The following is a 17,381-nucleotide window of genomic DNA, read 5'->3' on the forward strand; positions in this document are numbered from 1 at the left end:
TTAGCTGAATTTTTTGCTGATCGCAAGGTCTGATGCGCGGGTTGACCAATAGACCCAGGCTTTGCCGAGTGCTTCGCTGATTTTGAAGGCGAGGCGCGTGCATTTGAATTTCAGGCCTTTGGGTGTGACACTTTTATCATGGCGCTCTTCGCCGATGGCGGAATCAAAGGAGAGATCCTGCACGGCGAGGCCGGGTTGGATCGAGAAAGCCGTTATGCCGGTTTCCCAGCCGCGTCCGAGCACTGTATCAATCGGAAAGGCGAATTTTTCGGTGGCACGCACCAGTTTTTCAGCGCCTTGGCGGGAAATGAGCGTGGCGTGGGCGCCGCCTGGAGCAGTGCGCAGGCGGACAAGATGGAAGTCTTTATATAGAGGGGTGATTTTACGGTGTTTGCCCTTTGCCACTTTGGGGCTGCCGAGCAGGCGGATGATGTCAAAAGCGATATCCTTATCTATGAGGGCTTCAAGTGTGGCCTTGGTGCTTTCATGCAGGCGGGCGTCATCTTCAAGGAGCAGCGCGTAGTCGATATCGTTTTTGACCATAAAGCGGTAAAAATTGCGGTGGGAGAGAAAACAGCCCAGCTCGCCGGGTTTGAGATCGCGTCCATGGGCGGCGCGGCGGCGCGGAGCGTTATAATCTGGGTGGTTCAGCACATTCATTTGGCGGCCATCAACGGCATCAAAAAATTCGAAATTGAATCCGCGATCCTTGAGGTGCGCGGCGATTGCCTCTCGGCGCGCGGTTTCTTCGGACAGGGATATGATGAAGGTCGGGATCATTTTATTTCTGTCATGCCCGCCTTGTGCGGGCATCCGGACCCCCGCACTCATTTTTCAAATGGGCGGGGGTGACATTGTTAAATTATTCACTATCAAGCTGCGCGACGCGCAATTGACGGGCGCGGGTCAGAATCGAATCTTCAAGTTGGCGGGCGGTTTCTGTGGATGGCTTAACGTCCTGCCATGAGCCTTTTGATTTCACCTGTTTAAAGACACGGACCTGAATACCGTCGGAGCGGAGCTGGCGGCTTAAAATAAACACGTTGAGTTTAAAGCGCTCATCCGGGGTTTCAGCCGGTGTGTACCAGTCGGTTAGAATCACGCCACCAAACGGATCGGCGCTTGCGAGCGGCATAAAGGAAACGGTATCCAGTGAGGCACGCCAGAGGAAGCTGTTCACGGCAATGCCGGAAGCGCCGTCTTCATTATTATCTTTGCGTTTACCGCCAAAGGACAATCCACCTTCACCAAAAATGCTGGCAGGTTTTGAATAAATATCATTTTCATTGGCGCCGCGCGCCATACCGGTTGGATATTTGGCTTCGGTTTTAATTGCGCCGCCTTCTTCTTCGCCTGTGGTGCAAGCACTTAGGGTGAGTGCCGACATCCCTACAATTGCAATGGACAGAAATGTTTTACGCGTCGCGTTCATGGTATTCCTACATAGTTTTGTGAAACATATTTGTAAGTGATTAGCATGGGATGCTTTTGCTCTCAAGCCATTTAACGTCATTGTCTGTGCCCACGTCATTGCGAGGAAGCCCGCAGGGCTGACGCGGCAATCCAGATTAGAAATGGATTGCTTCGCTGCGCTCGCAATGACGAGAGCAGCAAGTTTTAACCTGTTGCAAAAATGCAACGCCTTTCAAAAAAGATGAATCAATCCGCCAAAAGCACGTTGAACGGATGGTGCGATTCAGGCTTATTGGGTGTGTCCATTGGGTAACAGTGGGTGGTTTGATTCAGTCTCGAATCAATTTTGTTCAACGATTATCATCTGTTTATTGGAGGAATGATAATGAAAAAAGTACTTTTAAGCACAGCTGCTATTGCCGGTATGGCAATGATTGCTAATCCGGCTGCTGCTCAAGTTAAACTTGAGCTTGGTGGTTGGTTCAAAGGCTACGGTGCATACGTAGACCAAGACGAAGATTCCGCTGCGGCTAATGCTCGCGAAGTTGGCGTTATTCGTCACACGGAAGTTCACTTCGGTGGTGAAACAACTCTGGACAACGGTCTGACAGTTGGTGCGCATATCGAAGCGGAAGCTGATGGCGCTGGTGGGACAGGTGACTCTTTTGATGTTGAAGAGAGCTATGTTTACTTCTCAGGTGGCTGGGGCCGTGTGAATTTCGGTGCTGAAGATGGTGCGCAATACCTGTTGCAGGTTGCCGCTCCTTCTGCAGACTCTAACGTTGACGGTATCCGTCAGTTCGTTCAGCCTGTGAACTACACTTCAATGGGTTCAGCTGCATTGGCTGCTGCGATTACTGCAGATGGTCTTGACTATGAAACCAATGCAACCGGTTACTCAGATAAGCTGACTTACCTGTCTCCAATCATGAACGGTTTCCAGGGCGGTCTGTCTTGGACACCGGATGTGAGCGGTACAGCTGTAACATCTCATGATACTGGTGCACCTGATCTTTCAGGTGTTCTGACTGATGATGTTGCCGAAAGCTTTGGCGCTGCATACGAAGCTGCTCTTCGTTATGAAGGTCAGTTCAACAATGTTGGTGTGATTGCCGGTCTTGGTTACACGCACATTGACATTGAAGACACAACTGCTGGCTTGCTTACTGGCGATGCGTCTGATGACCGTACAGTATGGAACGCTGGTATCGATCTGGATATCGGTCCGTTCGGCATCGGTGTTTCTTACTCTGAAGATGACTACGGTGAGACTGAAGTTACTGGTGGTGGCACACGCGATGATGAAGAAACGCTCGTTGTTGGTGTTGACTACACAACCGGTCCTTTCAAGCTTGGCGCATCTTACATGAACCAGGACGGCACGCAGAATATTGTTGGTGTTACAGGTAATGATGGTATTGAAACCGATCGTTACACTGGCGGTGTCGTATACACATACGGCCCAGGCATGACATTCCGTGGCAGCGTATCACACGTTGAGCATGACAATGTTGCCGGTCTGACATCAGGCGACGAAGTAGACGCAACGAGCGTTCTGCTTGGTACACAAATCAACTTCTAATCGTAGTTTGATTTTTTATAAGGATTTTGGAAGGGCCTCGTTTGAGGCCCTTTCTTTTGTACGTTTTTTGTCATTGCGAGCGCAGCGAAGCAATCCACTTATGTCTTTTTAGAGAGCGGGAAGGCAGATTGCTTCGTCATTTCATTCCTCGCAATGACGGTAGCAACGTAATCCCTTGCCTAAATAGGAAATATATCCTATTATCATTTGTCGGCGGGCATGCTGATTGTGGTTATGGCCAGAGGGGACGGGGCACCCCCATAAAAATTAAAAACGAACTGATGAAGTCTAAAAGTAATTTTAATACAAAGGGTTATAAGGTGCTTTATGGGGCAGGTTGCTGAAAATCTTGAAATTATCAATGACCGGATCGCGAAAGCGGCGCGCGAAGCCGGGCGCTCGCCGGATGATGTGCAGTTGGTGGCGGTGAGCAAGGTGCAGCCTGAGGTGCGTATCGATGAGGCTTTGGCGGCTGGCCAGCGCGTTTTTGGGGAGAACCGGGTGCAGGAAGCGCAGGCGCGTTGGCAGGGGCGGCGGGCGGTTACTCCGGATTTGAAGCTGCATTTAATCGGACCGTTGCAGACCAATAAAGTCAAGACGGCTGTGGCACTGTTTGATGTGATTGAAACGGTTGACCGGGAAAAGCTGGCGCAAGCGCTGGCTAAAGAGATGGCCAAGCAGGAGGATATGAATAAGAAAAATCTGCCCTGTTTTATTCAGGTCAATACAGGCGAGGAAGAGCAAAAGGCCGGGATTGTTCCGGCGGATTTGGAGAATTTTTACCGATTTTGCGTTGAGGTGTGCGGGCTCAATATTGTGGGGCTCATGTGCATTCCCCCTGTTGATGAGCCTGCGGCGCTGCATTTTGCTTTGCTTAAGAAATATGCCGATTCGCTGGGGCTTTCTCAGCTCAGTATGGGGATGAGCGTGGATTTTGAAAAGGCAATTGCGTTGGGCGCAACATATGTGCGCGTTGGAACGGGCGTGTTTGGGGAGCGTTCTGTGCGTTAGGTGTTAAGTCCTGAGCCTTGCAGGTGCTTTTTTAATACATACCGACCGGTCGGTATGTATAGATTTAATCATTGTAGTTTTGGCTCAGGCGGATCTGGGTGATTGGCTCGCGGCGGGGCAGCGGGTTTTGATCCAGCGTTGGATAAGCGGTTTTGGCAACGCTGCCGGCGGTGCGGCCAGATGCGGCTTGCGTGCGTTCAATTACGATTTCTGGCTGCGCCTTCATGTCGACAAAAGCCAGAAGGTTTCCGGGCAGATCACTTGATTGTGCAGTATGCGGGTCTTGCGCGTGTTTTTGCACTGCTGCGAGGCGAATTTCCGGGGCGCTATCTGCTGGCGGTGTTTGCGAGCGGTAGGTCGGAGCCTGGCCATTTAAGACAAGCGCAAAGGCATTACCAGCCACGTCTTTGCCGGTTTCCTGCTGTATAACAACATTGACTAATCCACTGGCGGCGCCCAGCGGTCCGCCAAAGAGCGCGCCGCCCATGATCTGGCCGATTGGCTTGATTTCATCGCCGGTAAGTTCGCGGTATATATGACCAACAACGGGCAGGTGGTGGAGCGGGTTCACCATGTCAATAATATCTCCAAAACCGAATTCTTTGGTCGATGGGTCCGCGGATGTTTGAGCGCTGGTTTCCATGCCATGATAGCCGAGCGCGTTTTCAGGCCCGCTGGGCCCGGTTTTTTGCAGGGCTTCGGAGAGTGATTTTTCGATGTGCTCGCCAAAACTTTCCCCGGATTTGGGCGTTTCCCACATTGGCACGAAACCGCCCATGCGCTCGTTTTTGACCATGCGCAGGACTTTTTGCGGCGGGGTGGTTTGTGCGCTGGCGGGATTTTCCAGGGCGCTGTAAAGTCCTTCAATCATTTAAAATCCTTTGTCTGCGTTAAGCTTCGCAAAAGTTGTGCCAAGCATGAGCTATAGAAAAGTGTTCACAAAAACAAAATGTTGAGTTTACTATGGCGGTTCATGTTTTTTAAAAGGCCGGGAGGTTTTTGTCAGTTATGGCTGAGAAATTGCCGATTTTGATTGCTGATTCACAGGCTGTGAGCCGTGCTGCAATCCAGAGGGCGCTTACTTGTTATGAGGGCGTTTGCGTCGTCGATGTTTGTGCGCCTGAGGATGTGATGGATAATGAAGCTGTTGCTGAGCGTTGTATTGCGCTGGGGACGGAAGCGGCGGCGATTCTTGGTTCGCGGGCGCGGGTACATATGGCCAAACCGTTGCGGATGGGCGCGTTGCTTGATCGGCTTATACGGATGGGAAAGGTCGACACGGGGCGCGGCGGTGAGGATCTTTTGCATTTTTCGGGTTGGATTTTGGATGTTGCTCATAGTGCTTTGCGTAAAGAAGGGGTGGCAGAAAGGGAAGTTCGTTTGACAGAAAAGGAGCTTTCTATGCTGCGTATTTTACATGAACATACCGACCGGTCGGTATCTCGAGAGGTCTTGTTAGATAGGGTTTGGGGGTATGTGGACGGTGTTGAGACCCATACGTTAGAGACTCATATTTATAGGCTTCGGCAGAAAATTGAGGATGATCCGGCTATGCCGAGAATTTTATTAACCACAGAGGCAGGTTATCAGCTTAATAGCGGGAAGCCAGCACGTTAGGGCTATCCTAGAGCGTAGTTTTGATTTTGTTCACGGCGGTTACAAGGCTTTCGAGGAAGCTGGCGGCGCGCTCGATGTGGAGGATTTCAACGCCTGCATCGTTTAAATTTTTTAAATCTTCGATCAAAGTATGGATGGTTCGGATATCGGCGGCGCTGAGGTCCAGAGGCGGGCCGCCCGCTTGATCGGTCGTTTCGAGCAGTACGGTGCTTTTTTCATTTGCGATGGCCATGGTTTGATAGGCAGAGGCGGCGCGGGCGGCCGGGTTTGCCTGTGGTGATGGCGGCAGCGCCGTATTTTGTTTTTGCGTTTCGGGGAGGGGTGGCGTTTCTTTTTTTGGACCGGGTTGTTCTTTTTCTTCTGAGTTGTTGCGCAAAAATTCTTCTAAAAAATGTTGTAGCGCTTCGACGGCAACGGTGGCGCCGGTTTCATACGGCTCTTGTTCTTCTGGCCCGTCCTTTTTGCTGTGGCGGCGCTCATAATCGGGGTCGTGGCGCTGAATATCCTGACGTGTGTCGGCGTGTTCCGCTTGACGGGGCTTGATTGGTAAAATCTTTGATAGTTCTGAAAACATGGTGTTTCCTATGCTTGTACACCTTCATTATAGCAAGAAAGGTGAATTTGTACCATATCCGTACTTTTTCTTTGCCGGGGGGCGGTATAGACTGCGCATTATGGTTGAAGATGATGAAGAGGATTTGTGGGATTTCGTGACGCGCGATGTAAAGCCCATTGCGCGAAATAAGCCGCTTAAGGTTGTTGTTTCGCATAAAAAATCTGCGGCCAGGCGGGTGGTTGATTCTGCGGGGCAGCGTCAGGTGGATGAATTGCCGGATCAGATTTCGGAGCGCGATCATGCGGGGGTGGGGCTGGATCGTAAAACGGCCGATAGACTGCGCAAAGGTCAAATTCCGCTTGAGGGACGGCTGGATTTGCACGGGATGAATCAGGTGCAGGCTCATAAGGCTTTGGAAGTGTTTATTATGCAGGCGCAGCGTGAAGGCAGACGCTGCGTTTTGGTGATTACGGGGAAGGGGGCCGGTGAAGACGGGCGGCGCGATCCGCTTTCATCCGGGCAGGGGGTGTTAAAACGCCGTGTGCCGCAATGGTTGGCTAGCGGGTCTTTGCAAGGATACGTACTTAAAAGCGTACCTGCGCAGGCGCGGCATGGTGGCGATGGGGCGCTGTATGTTCTTTTGAAGCGTCAGCGGTGAGCTTTCATTTCGTGCCAATAATAACGCCGTGATTTCTGGGCAGTTCATAGCTTTGAATATCCTGGAAACCGGCATCTTTCATCCAGTCTTCATATTCCTGCCACGTATAGAGCATCCCTTCGCCTGTCGCGATTGTCAGGAAGTAGGGCGAGCCGATAGAAGCGAATAACGGTCCCTGGCGATCATTATCCTGCATTTGGTTGAAAATCATAACCTTTCCACCGTCATCAAGCGCGTCGTAGGCTTTTTGGAACAATGTGCGGTCTTTCTCCTCCGACCATATCGTCATGAAATGGGAGAACAGGAAACAATCGGCGCCTTCAGGAAACGCGTCTTGAAAACAATCTCCTGAAATTGCCTCAATACGGTTACTGTATCCTTTATCCTTTAGATTCTTTTCTGTGATCGGGCAAACAGAAGACAAATCAAAAACCGCCCCGCGGATGTGCGGGAAACTATCGGCGATTTGCATCAGGTTGGTTCCGTCGCCGCCGCCGACATCCACAAGGTAACCGATATTGGAAAAATCTACATGTTGGACAAGATCGGCGTTTGCCTGTACGGAGATTTGATGCATCGCGTCCTGGAAAATCTGGTTTTTCTCCTCGACATGCGCAAGGCGCTCATACAGCGTTTTTTCGTTTCCTTTAAAAACCTCGAGTCCCAAATTCTTATTGGCCTTAATGGACTCATAAAAATAAAACATGCCCTGATAAACAATTTCGTGTTCCCATTCAATAATCTTATTCAGGTTCCGTGGGGATTTTTTGCATAAAAGCTCGTCGGAAATAGCCATATTGGAATATTGGTCGCCGTCTTTTTTTAGAAGCCTGATAGAGGACAGCCCCAACAACAAAATGCGCGCTGGCTTTGATTCAATGCTCAAGGCTTCGGCGATCTCTTCCTGACTCATTGGCCCTTTGTCAGCAAGCATGCTGAAAAGATCCAGCTTAATAGCCGCATATAGCGTCTGAAAATAAATGTGTCCACCGAAAATCATTGTTAAATTGTGAAGATCTTCATCGCGCGTCTGCGCGCTGTTCGCAATCTCTTTTGTTTTGGAAACGTTCATAAAAAAACTCCATATACTCTACTATTACTACATACTCTACTATTACTACATACTCTACTATTACTACATACTCTACTATTACTACACAATCCATATTGCATGTACCGGTAGAGCAGCGCCTTCCGGTTTTTGCTGAAGTTTCGGATTTTTGCCGAAATTTTGTAAAATGCTTACAGAAAGAAGAGATTATGAGAAAGAGGAGGGAGGGGCGTCGAAAACGTGGTGAAAATGCTGGTTATATTGGGTTAGGCTGGTGAAACCGGCATCCATAGCGGCTTGCGTTACGCTTATATCGTTTCTGATCAAGCGCATAGCTTCCCATGTTCGCAAAATATTGCGGTAGGCAATGGGCGTGATCCTGTAGAATTTCTGAAATGACCGGCTCATGGTAGAACGCGGCAGTTTAAGCTCTTTGGCGATGTCATCAAAGCCGACATCTTCTGTATAGTACAGATCTAAAAACAACTTGGTTTTCTCTGCGGCATAGGACTGCTTCCGCCGCAGCGATATCTCTGGTCCGTTAATGCCGTTTAGAAGATTTACTACGGCGCTATAGCTTTGAATATCCTGATAACGGTCATAAGGGAAAAAAATCGGGCGAGCCGGCAGTTCGTCATGTACATCGGCGTAGGATGTATAGGCTTCATACTCGTAAATACCCGGCTGAAAATGCCACTTGGCATGCATAAATGCCGGAATAAAGAAAAAACTGGGACTATAGACGTGAATAAATTTGTCGCCCAGCCGGCAATATACTTTGTTTTTCTCAAAGTCCGTGATCCGAAACAAAAACCACATTTTGGAAAAAGACTGGTCATGTTGCTCCGGCTGCGCGATCACCCGCCGGTATTTTAGCCAAGACGTGACATCATCCAGTGGCGTCACGCTCATATATTTGCGCGATGTTTGGATAAGGGGCTTTTCCAGCGTTCGGTAGTCGAGTATGCCTGCCGCAGTGTTATAATGCCATGTCATTAGAATCATATTTCTGTATAGGTGGCGATTCGGTCCATGTTCCTCTTTTCAATAAATCATCATAAAGAGCTTTAAGGTATGGAGTGTTTTTAGCCGTTTCAACCGTTTCAACGGGCAAAGCCTGTCTATTTATATAAATTTTTTCCGTATCGATATCCCAAAGCGTCTGAACGCCGTTTCCGGCGGCGTTCAGAAACAAAACAGCCAGCAAGCGGTTATTATCATTCGCATCTCGTAGAGCGAAGGCTTCTATTTTGCCGTTCCGATTTTGCAATTTATGCACGGACGTCTCATCGGTCAGCATATGTTCCGTTTGTTTTAAACGTTCATTGGTCCATGCGGCGCATAGAGAATTGCCGAAATTTAGATACTCAAACAATGGCTCTGAGTTGAAACAGGACATTTGTTCGAAAATTTCGGGACGGTTTTTACGTATATCTTGATAACAACCCCACACATTGTAGACGGCGAATCTCTTCCGGCCTAAATATTCAAATGTCTCTCCCTGGCTTTCGGGATGCTGGTTCATACGTTTCCGCATTTTGATGAGGGCAGGCTCCACAACAGAGTGCTCCAAACACGCGCCCGGATAGGTTGGCAAGGCAACGCGGTGCATATCGAGGGTTAAACGGATGGCTGCGGCGAGTATAAATTCGGTTGGGGAAATGCCGGAGGGATAGCCTGTTTCCACGCGCCGCTGTTTCGAAATGTGAAGCCGTGAGAATTCGACAATGAAGGGGTTAGTTCGAGAGGATAGAGATCTGTCACCTGCATTTTTTATCCATGAGGCGAGAGGATCAGGATCACGCTGGTTAGTATAGGTCGGCGCGGTGGGGAGATCCTCCGGTCTGTTTTTTTTCGTAACATTATGCGCATGAAGCAGCTGGCCGGAATATGAAGGAATTATGCGAAGAGTTCCCAACCCTTTAATCTCCGATGGCGGTTTTTTGAATTCAGTCTCCGGAACATATATAAAGCACAAAGAAGTTTTGTCATAGCGGTCAATTTCCTGATCGTCTAGGCGGATACAGCCATCGGGCCTTTCTTCATGTACTGCTTGGTGCGCATTGGCTTCTTTTCCCTTGCGTTTTTGCGATAAGACCATACTGCGAATGTGGTGAGTATCTTGCCTTAATTGAGAGCAAGGATTTGCCAGCAGAAGACGACCGTGGGCGTGACGTGCAACGGTTAGCTCTTGAAATTCGTTGTCCCGGACATCACTGGGACGAAAGTCTTGCGAATAGTCACGCGATAAAGATTGCATTGAAGCTTGTTCGGTAGTTGTTTTCATTTTCTCTTTTATTTAATTGTTGTTTTAAAATCTTGCGTGTAGGTTTCGTAACCTTCGGTTTTGAGCGTGGCGGTAGCGGTGTATGTGCCCGGTTTCAGGCTGTGGTCCTTGAGCTTTCTGCCTGTGTAGTAATGTTGGCGGGCACGGTTTGTGTCTTGCGTTATTTCACGGTGGATGAAGGTTTTTCCATCGGGGTCCAAGACTTTGAGCGTGATTTGATCACCTTTTTGCATTTGATACAGACTGATCCAAAAGACAAAGGCTTTGCTGGTCAGGGTTGGTTCTTGTGGCCGGGTTCCGGTTTCATTGAGGGTTTTGAAATCGGGTACATTTTCTGCAAAACCACCGTTGAATAAGGCGTATGGTGCGTATGGGATTTCCTTGTTCCACAGGCTTTGTTTAAATTTGCCGCAGCCATCTTCTTTGGTCATGCCGGTGAAGGGGTCGATATGGCTGCCTTCCCAGATTACGGTGAAGTGTAGATGCGGGAATTCTGCAAATCCGGATTGGCCGACCTGACCGAGGGTTTCACCGGCGTTTATTTTCTGTCCGGGCGCGGCTTTTATGGAGCCGTTTTTGAGGTGACAATAGAAGGTTTGCAGACCTTGGCCATGGTCGAGAATGACGCCATTGCCGCAATCTTTATTGGCGGCGGTGATGGCATCGTATTCCTGCTTTGTTTTGGGGTTATCATTTTCACTATCACGCATGCGTAGGATGGTGCCATCGGCGGCGGCGAGAACATTGACGCCCTTGTTCATTATAACGCGGGATTTGAGTGCGAAATCGACGCCTTTATGACCATCGTAAGTTTTAGCGGTGCATTTAAAATCTTTGACACCTTCGGTCGGGTCAACGTCAACATAGTTAGCGATCCAGCAATCTGTGCCCAGTGTGCAGTCGAGCGGGAAGCTAAATTTGGGTGTATTTTGCGCTTTTGCGGAGCTTAAGGTCGAAGCCAGAATGGCGCATATTATGAGGAGTTTTTGCATGGCTTTACCTTAAGCGTGCGCGTTCATAAAAAGCCAGCTTAAAATATTTTACATAGTCTTTTATTTGTGGTAGAAAGTTCTGGATTTTTATTTGATGTATGTGAGCTGTTATGGGTAAAACTGCGCTTTTCTTTGAGGCTGCTCTGGCGCGTAAAGCGCCGGTGATGCTGACTTTGCCGGGCGATCTTTCCATGTTTTTTGGTAAAATGGCGAAGAAGGGTTTTAAACATTCGGAAATTCCGCAAACACAAAAATGGATTAATGTGCGCTATCGTTTTCAGGCGACTAAAGATAAGGCTTATGGCCGGTCTGTTTATTGCTTCTTGGAGCCTGTGAGCTTGCTTGCTTTCGAGAATGCGGCGCGCGGGGCGTTAGGAGTTGGTTCGCGGTTATTTGTGTCTTTTGCCGATCATTATATCCCGTTTGGTGATTTTAAAATGCGGAGCCAATCTTTGGAGCAGGTAGAGGTTGGTTTGGCTGAAAATGATCCCAAAATAGTTTTGTATCAGCATGGTGATTATCGGATTGGCATGCCGCGTTTGAGAAAAGATGATATGCGGCGCTCTGTTCCTTTTATTCCCTACATTCAGGAGGAGCAAGGCAGCGTTGAATGGTTGCCGATTACAGAGATTTTGGGAGAAGAACAGGTTGCCCCGTCGGTAGATTCAACGGGTCGCTTTGAACCACAAAGGGTGGCTTTTTAAAGAATAAACTTGCTGAGATCTGCAGATTTGACAAGTTCTTCGACGGTTTTGCGGACATAGTCGGCGGTGATGGTGATGGTTTCGCCGCCGCGATCGCTGGCTGTAAAGCTGATGTCTTCGAGCAGCTTTTCCATGACGGTATGCAGGCGGCGTGCGCCGATATTTTCGACGTTTTCATTGACCTCAAATGACAGGCGAGAAATTTCGTTGATGGCTTCGTCTTCGAATTCCAGCGTAACTTTTTCCGTGCCGATCAGAGCGACATATTGTGTTATCAAGCTGGCCTCGGTGTCTTTGAGGATGCGTTTGAAATCGTCTTGCGTGAGGGCGCGTAGTTCAACGCGGATCGGCAAGCGGCCTTGAAGTTCGGCCAGGAGGTCTGAAGGCTTGGCGTAGTGGAATGCGCCGGAGGAGATGAACAGGATGTGGTCAGTTTTGACGGGGCCGTATTTGGTGGTGACGGTGGTGCCTTCTATTAAGGGGAGCAGATCGCGCTGGACGCCTTCACGGCTGACGTCACCGCCGTGGACATCCTGACGGGCAGCGATTTTGTCGATTTCATCGAGGAAGACAATGCCGTTTTGTTCAGCGAGTTCGATGGCTTGCGCGGTGATCTTGTCTTCATCAAGGAGTTTGTCGGATTCTTCGCGCATCAAAATTTCGTGGCTTTCATCGACACGCATTTTCTTTTTCTTCGTGCGCTCGAAGGCTTTGCCAAACAGGTCGGACATATTGATCATGCTCATCGAGGCGCCGGGCATGCCTGGGATATCCATCATGCCGCCCATGGGGCTAGCATTGTCGATCACTTCGATTTCGATTTCGCGTTCATCGAGTTCACCATTGCGGAGTTTGTCGCGGAAGGAATTTCGAGTGCCTTCCCCGGCAGTTGGGCCGACAAGGGCGTCGAGGACGCGCTCTTCGGCGTAAATTTCGGCCTGGGCTTGAACCGTTTTGCGCAACGAGTCGCGGGTCATGTGGATGGCGTTTTCAACCAGATCGCGAATGATTTGCTCCACGTCCTTGCCGACATAGCCGACCTCGGTGAATTTGGTGGCTTCGACCTTGACGAACGGGGCTTGGGCGAGCTTGGCGAGGCGCCGTGCAATTTCGGTTTTGCCGACACCGGTCGGGCCGATCATCAGGATGTTTTTTGGGTAGACTTCTTCCTGCAGGGCTGGCTCAAGCTGTCTTCTGCGCCAGCGATTGCGCAGGGCGATCGCCACGGCCTTTTTGGCATCACTCTGGCCGATGATAAAGCGGTCCAGCTCGCTGACAATTTCGCGGGGGGAAAAGGCCGGGATTTCTATCGCGTCTGTTTTTTCAGATTTTAAAGCCATGGTTTTAAAGTTCTTCCACCACGATATTCTCATTCGTATAAACGCAGATATCGGCGGCGATTTGCATGGATTTGCGCACGATTTGCTCGGCGTTTAACTTTTGGTCATAGAGCGCGCGGGCGGCGGCGAGGGCGTAGTTGCCGCCTGAGCCGATGCCGATAATCCCGTCTTGCGGCTCTACGACATCGCCATTTCCCGTCAGGATGAGCGAGGTATCTTTGTCAGCCACGGCCATGAGCGCTTCGAGTCGCCGCAAATATTTATCGGTGCGCCAGTCTTTGGCCAGTTCTACACAAGCGCGGGTGAGCTGGCCGGGATGAGCTTCGAGCTTGGCTTCTAATCGCTCAAACAAGGTGAAGGCGTCGGCGGTGGAGCCAGCAAATCCGGCGATAATGTTATCATCACGCCCTAAACGGCGTACCTTGCGAGCATTGTTTTTTAAGACTGTAGAGCCCATGGAAACCTGGCCGTCACCGGCGATGACGACTTTTCCGTCTTTACGGACCGAGAGGATGGTGGTGCCGCGCCAGCTTTGTGCGTTTGCGTAGTTTTGATGTTCATTATTCATAGGCCCATGATATGGGCAAAAGCGCGGAGTATGTCAACCATATGGAGAAAATCGATGTTTTTTTTAAAAAAATGCAAAAAAGTTTTTTACATCTTATGAGTGTATTATCTTTCAAAATCAAACTAAAATTCAATTGTAATATCTATAAAGCGCAAAAACGGGTGTGAAGTCGATACAATTTTATTAAAATTTTATATTTTCCATAACTTTTAATTAAGACTTATACTTTAGCTTAGGGATGCGCAAGAAAAAAAGCCATAAAGGCGGTGCGCGTCAACCCTTATTGATAAAACAATAAAAACAGGGGCGGACAAACGGCAAAAAGCTCTGGAAAGACCTTAAAAACAGGCGAAAGGCAGGGCGGCGAGTGTGAACAGGAACGTGTGTAACAACTGGGGACGATTAAGATGGCCATTACAAGGTCACAGTTTCGGGAAAATGGAAGCGATTTGACTACGCGCGCGGAGGAATCCTTACGCGCGAATTTTGCTACGCAGGCGGATCCGATCGAGGAAGCGCTTGGCCTGGGCGGTGAATTTGAGAAAGCCTCCAGGCAAAATTTTTATGCGTCGGGCAGTGAAGAGAGCTTTAAACTTCACCAAGATGAAATTGCTGTCGGGCAGGGGCAGTTGGAGCGCGGGCAGGTTAATGCTCAGATCAATGAAGCGCGCGCAGGCATTGAAGCGCTCCGCGCTGCGCAGGACGAAAAATCTGCGCAGCGCCACGGGGATATTATGTTGCTGATGTTGTTGGATCAGCTTCATGCAATGGAAGATGCGTTGGCTGAACAATATGGCGAAAGCTTCGCGGAAGATTTGCTTTCTGATTTGCAGGAGCAAGGGCTGGTTGATCAGGATGAATATGATCGCATTATGGGGATTCATGATCAGGATGAGCGCAGGCAGGCAATTGCGAAACTGATTCAGGAAAAACTCGATAGTGGTGAGCTTCAATCGTCTAATTTGCAGGGGCACCCGTGGGCACAGGAGTGGTTGCAACAGCATAATAAAGTTCAACAGCAAATTCAGGCGGTTGCTGAGAATGCTGTTGAAACTGGTCGGAGCTTGGAGAGTTTAGATAAAAGGGTCATTAATCGCGCCGAAGAGATTAAAGCGCAGCAGGGCATTGAAATCGACAGGCCTACTGTAGAACAGAAGCTACAATTCGCAGAAGCCAATAGCTCTCCAGATGATGGTTTTGGTTATTAATTATTCGTTACTGGCCTGCTAGGCGCGGCGTATTAACTGTTCCTGCTAGCATTTGTTTAGACACAATAGCTTCTGCATGTGCTGTTCTTAAAATTTCTGGATTGTCTCTTAATTCCTGAATACCGAAAGACGTTTTACCATTAAACTTCACAGGGTTCCCTGCCACATACAAAGAAAATTCAGTTCCATAGTTAGACGCCATAGAATTATTTAAAAAACAATCTGCACCGATTCCTTTCTTTCGGAAAACTTTTGTTAAATTTTCAGGGCTATTACGCATGTCTCCGCCAGGTAAGGTTGCAATTGAGATAACGCCAGGGTTAGAGCGTGAGTGTCTGTCTGCTGTTGCGTCCGCACTCAATGTAATTCCATTGATCTGCGTCAAAGGTAAACATATGTCGTTTTCAGCATTTGCTGGTGAAACGCTCAGTGCTAATGCGATCGTACCGCCAGCACCTAGAACTGATTTGCGGAACGTTTCTTTGTTGAATTTAGGTAAAGCCATTGCGAGCCTCCCTTTTTCATCCTGTTTGAAATTACACTACGATACGTATCAAAAGACGGAAGAAAATGCAAGAAAAACCGACATATGTTATTCATAACTCTGAAATAAAGAGTCTGATTTATGGAGGTTTGCGCAAGATCGATTAAAATCGACGCGAGGGTGGTGAAATATTGCATAATGTCAATATTTATAGCGCTTCGTGCTTCAAAAATATCCTTTAAGCCTGTTTATGGGGTTATAGCAGGCGACTGGAGCGGCTTTGGGCGCTTTTGAAAACGTATCGTTTTGTGATAAACAATAGCTTTTACGTTATAAAAAAGGGCTTTTGGGTGGGCGGTTTTTTTAAAGAAAAAAGCGTTTTTTGGTATTTGCATGTTGGGTGGGAAAGACAAAAAGGGAGGATTTTTGGATTGCCGCGCGCTCTTCGACCGCTCGCAATGACGAACACCGGGGGTTATTGCCCTTCATAGGCGATGCCGAGCCGGTCGAGGGCTTCGCGAATCGGTATGAAGAGGTTGAGGCCGATGCCGATGCGGGCGCCGTTTTCGTTGGCGAAGGGTTCGCCTTTGACGCTTAAGCCCACGATATTGCCGTATTCATCGAGCAACGGGCCGCCGGAAGAGCCGGGGTGGGTTTCGATGTCGCCCTGGATATAGTTGGAGCGCGGGCCGCCATATTTCATATTCCGGCGATGGGCGGATACGATGCCCTTGCTGATTGTGCCTTTGAAGGCTTTCCAGTCTTTGGGGCTACCGATGGCGTAGATATCTTCGCCGACCTTTGGCCAGTCGAGACGGACGGGCAGGGTTTGGATGTCCAGCCATTCGGGGATTTCTTCAAGTTTTAAGAGCGCGACGTCGCGGACGCGGTCAACACGCAGGATCTCGGCGGTGATGCCAGTTTTTCGTGCGGCGGTGACGATGCGGGTGCGCCGGGATTCACCGACGACATGGGCGTTGGTGAGGATGTGGCCCTGTTTGGTGATAAAGAAGCCGGAGCCGTGGCCGTCTTTTTCAATGAGGACGGCAGTTTTGCGGCCGTCTTCGGCTGTTTTGGCGAAGGGTTGGCGCGAGAGGGGCTGGTCAGACAGGGTGACGTCTTCATCTTCATCAAACAGGCGCGGGCGAGAATCGGTTTTTTCGCCGCGCATGTCTTTGCCGGGCCATTTTTGCGGTGGCTTTACACCATCAACGACTAAAGCGCGGAAGGGTTCGTTTGCGGCCAGATTATGCACCGCCATTTCAAAGGCGTCCTGGAAGAGCAGGGTCATGCCTTCGGTATTAGGGATGTTCCGGTTGCTATAGCCTTCGGTGCGGGTTTTGTAGACAATTGTTCTGTGTAAAACGTCGTAAACGCTCCAGTCGATCGCGATATACATGCGGCCATGTTCGCCGGGAACGGGTGTGGCCCAGTTGAGCGCGCCTTCTTGTGATGTGCACATATCGAGCTGGGCGTCTTTGAGCTTACCTTTGATCGAATATTCGGCGCGTTGTTCTTCATCATCCGGGTCGAAGGCGATGTCGAGCGAGCCGACGACGTCGTAGCCGTTGGCCTCCATCGCATCATGGAAGCCCTGACGGAGGAATTTGTGATCGATTTCCTTGGCGATAACGTTGCGGTTCACCGGATAGGCCGGGGAATTGCAGAAAATACCGTGGCGCGCCTCGCCGATATTCATGCCGGGCGGGAGGAGAAGTTCGATGCCGCTGTATTTTATCGGCGTGGGATGTGCGGTTTCCGGGATGTCGGGTGTGGGGGCGTAATCAACTTCCTTGACGATGGAGCCACCGCAACCTGTCAGCAGGGCTACGGCTGTAATGGTTTGTAACAGTCTTTTGTATGGAAATTTCATGCGGCTTTGTGCTATGGTTGGCGCGGTTTTTAAAAGC

18 protein-coding genes are annotated in these 17,381 nt (G+C 49.5%); 6 read left to right on the forward strand and 12 right to left on the reverse strand.

Going from position 1 to position 17,381, the window contains the following annotated elements; all coding sequences use genetic code 11:
* Both H6859_08625 and H6859_08630 read right to left on the reverse strand, forming a co-directional pair.
* Window positions 1-813 (reverse strand): glycosyltransferase family 25 protein, encoded by an 813-nt coding sequence (locus H6859_08625; GenBank protein USO05206.1) that lies wholly within the window; start codon window positions 811-813, stop codon window positions 1-3.
* 49 nt (window positions 814-862) lie between these two features.
* The gene (locus H6859_08630; protein USO06739.1) at window positions 863-1,387 is read right to left on the reverse strand and encodes a DUF3576 domain-containing protein; all 525 of its coding nucleotides are present in this window, start codon (window positions 1,385-1,387) and stop codon (window positions 863-865) included.
* 411 nt (window positions 1,388-1,798) lie between these two features.
* On the opposite strand from H6859_08630, the gene H6859_08635 reads away from it, so the two are divergent.
* Window positions 1,799-2,995, forward strand: coding sequence for a porin (locus tag H6859_08635; GenBank protein ID USO05207.1), 1,197 nt, complete (start codon window positions 1,799-1,801; stop codon window positions 2,993-2,995).
* 327 nt (window positions 2,996-3,322) lie between these two features.
* Window positions 3,323-4,006, forward strand: a complete 684-nt coding sequence (locus tag H6859_08640; protein USO05208.1) for a YggS family pyridoxal phosphate-dependent enzyme — start codon at window positions 3,323-3,325, stop codon at window positions 4,004-4,006.
* 64 nt (window positions 4,007-4,070) lie between these two features.
* On the opposite strand, the gene H6859_08645 is transcribed toward H6859_08640, so the two are convergent.
* Window positions 4,071-4,877, reverse strand: a complete 807-nt coding sequence (locus tag H6859_08645; protein ID USO05209.1) for a hypothetical protein — start codon at window positions 4,875-4,877, stop codon at window positions 4,071-4,073.
* Between the two features lie 137 nt (window positions 4,878-5,014).
* Here H6859_08645 and H6859_08650 point away from each other — a divergent pair, with 137 nt between their 5' ends.
* Entirely contained in the window at window positions 5,015-5,623 is a 609-nt protein-coding gene (locus H6859_08650; GenBank protein ID USO05210.1) for a winged helix-turn-helix domain-containing protein, read from the forward strand.
* A gap of 7 nt (window positions 5,624-5,630) precedes the next feature.
* On the opposite strand, the gene H6859_08655 is transcribed toward H6859_08650, so the two are convergent.
* Window positions 5,631-6,197: a hypothetical protein gene (locus tag H6859_08655; GenBank protein USO05211.1), complete on the reverse strand. Its 567-nt coding sequence runs from the start codon at window positions 6,195-6,197 to the stop codon at window positions 5,631-5,633.
* Between the two features lie 100 nt (window positions 6,198-6,297).
* Between H6859_08655 and H6859_08660 the strand changes: the two genes are divergently transcribed.
* A complete protein-coding gene (locus H6859_08660; protein USO05212.1) occupies window positions 6,298-6,837 on the forward strand; it encodes a Smr/MutS family protein in 540 nt (179 codons plus the stop codon).
* 4 nt (window positions 6,838-6,841) lie between these two features.
* On the opposite strand, the gene H6859_08665 is transcribed toward H6859_08660, so the two are convergent.
* The 4 genes from H6859_08665 to H6859_08680 form a co-directional block, all read right to left on the reverse strand.
* On the reverse strand, window positions 6,842-7,909 hold the full coding sequence (locus H6859_08665) for a methyltransferase (GenBank protein USO05213.1): 1,068 nt from the start codon (window positions 7,907-7,909) through the stop codon (window positions 6,842-6,844).
* 186 nt (window positions 7,910-8,095) lie between these two features.
* On the reverse strand, window positions 8,096-8,884 hold the full coding sequence (locus tag H6859_08670; protein ID USO05214.1) for an AraC family transcriptional regulator: 789 nt from the start codon (window positions 8,882-8,884) through the stop codon (window positions 8,096-8,098).
* On the reverse strand, window positions 8,868-10,175 hold the full coding sequence (locus H6859_08675) for a hypothetical protein (protein ID USO05215.1): 1,308 nt from the start codon (window positions 10,173-10,175) through the stop codon (window positions 8,868-8,870). Before H6859_08675 ends, H6859_08670 begins: the two co-directional genes overlap by 17 nt.
* Before the next feature lie 8 nt (window positions 10,176-10,183).
* A complete protein-coding gene (locus H6859_08680) occupies window positions 10,184-11,167 on the reverse strand; it encodes a peptidoglycan DD-metalloendopeptidase family protein (GenBank protein ID USO05216.1) in 984 nt (327 codons plus the stop codon).
* Between the two features lie 110 nt (window positions 11,168-11,277).
* On the opposite strand from H6859_08680, the gene H6859_08685 reads away from it, so the two are divergent.
* On the forward strand, window positions 11,278-11,871 hold the full coding sequence (locus tag H6859_08685; GenBank protein USO05217.1) for a hypothetical protein: 594 nt from the start codon (window positions 11,278-11,280) through the stop codon (window positions 11,869-11,871).
* Here H6859_08685 and hslU read toward each other — a convergent pair.
* Both hslU and hslV read right to left on the reverse strand, forming a co-directional pair.
* Complete coding sequence (gene hslU, locus H6859_08690; protein USO05218.1) at window positions 11,868-13,211, reverse strand: ATP-dependent protease ATPase subunit HslU; 1,344 nt, start codon at window positions 13,209-13,211, stop codon at window positions 11,868-11,870. The two genes, H6859_08685 and hslU, sit on opposite strands and share 4 nt — an antisense overlap.
* Before the next feature lie 4 nt (window positions 13,212-13,215).
* The gene (hslV, locus tag H6859_08695; protein ID USO05219.1) at window positions 13,216-13,779 is read right to left on the reverse strand and encodes an ATP-dependent protease subunit HslV; all 564 of its coding nucleotides are present in this window, start codon (window positions 13,777-13,779) and stop codon (window positions 13,216-13,218) included.
* A 407-nt stretch (window positions 13,780-14,186) separates the two neighbouring features.
* On the opposite strand from hslV, the gene H6859_08700 reads away from it, so the two are divergent.
* On the forward strand, window positions 14,187-14,987 hold the full coding sequence (locus tag H6859_08700; protein USO05220.1) for a hypothetical protein: 801 nt from the start codon (window positions 14,187-14,189) through the stop codon (window positions 14,985-14,987).
* 7 nt (window positions 14,988-14,994) lie between these two features.
* Here the strand turns inward: H6859_08700 and H6859_08705 are convergent, their stop codons facing one another.
* The gene (locus H6859_08705; GenBank protein ID USO05221.1) at window positions 14,995-15,492 is read right to left on the reverse strand and encodes a hypothetical protein; all 498 of its coding nucleotides are present in this window, start codon (window positions 15,490-15,492) and stop codon (window positions 14,995-14,997) included.
* A gap of 454 nt (window positions 15,493-15,946) precedes the next feature.
* Window positions 15,947-17,344, reverse strand: coding sequence for a trypsin-like peptidase domain-containing protein (locus H6859_08710; GenBank protein ID USO05222.1), 1,398 nt, complete (start codon window positions 17,342-17,344; stop codon window positions 15,947-15,949).
* Window positions 17,345-17,381: the final 37 nt, after the last annotated feature.

The sequence above is a fragment of the Rhodospirillales bacterium genome (assembly GCA_023898785.1).
Classification (GTDB): Bacteria; Pseudomonadota; Alphaproteobacteria; order Micavibrionales; family Micavibrionaceae; genus TMED27.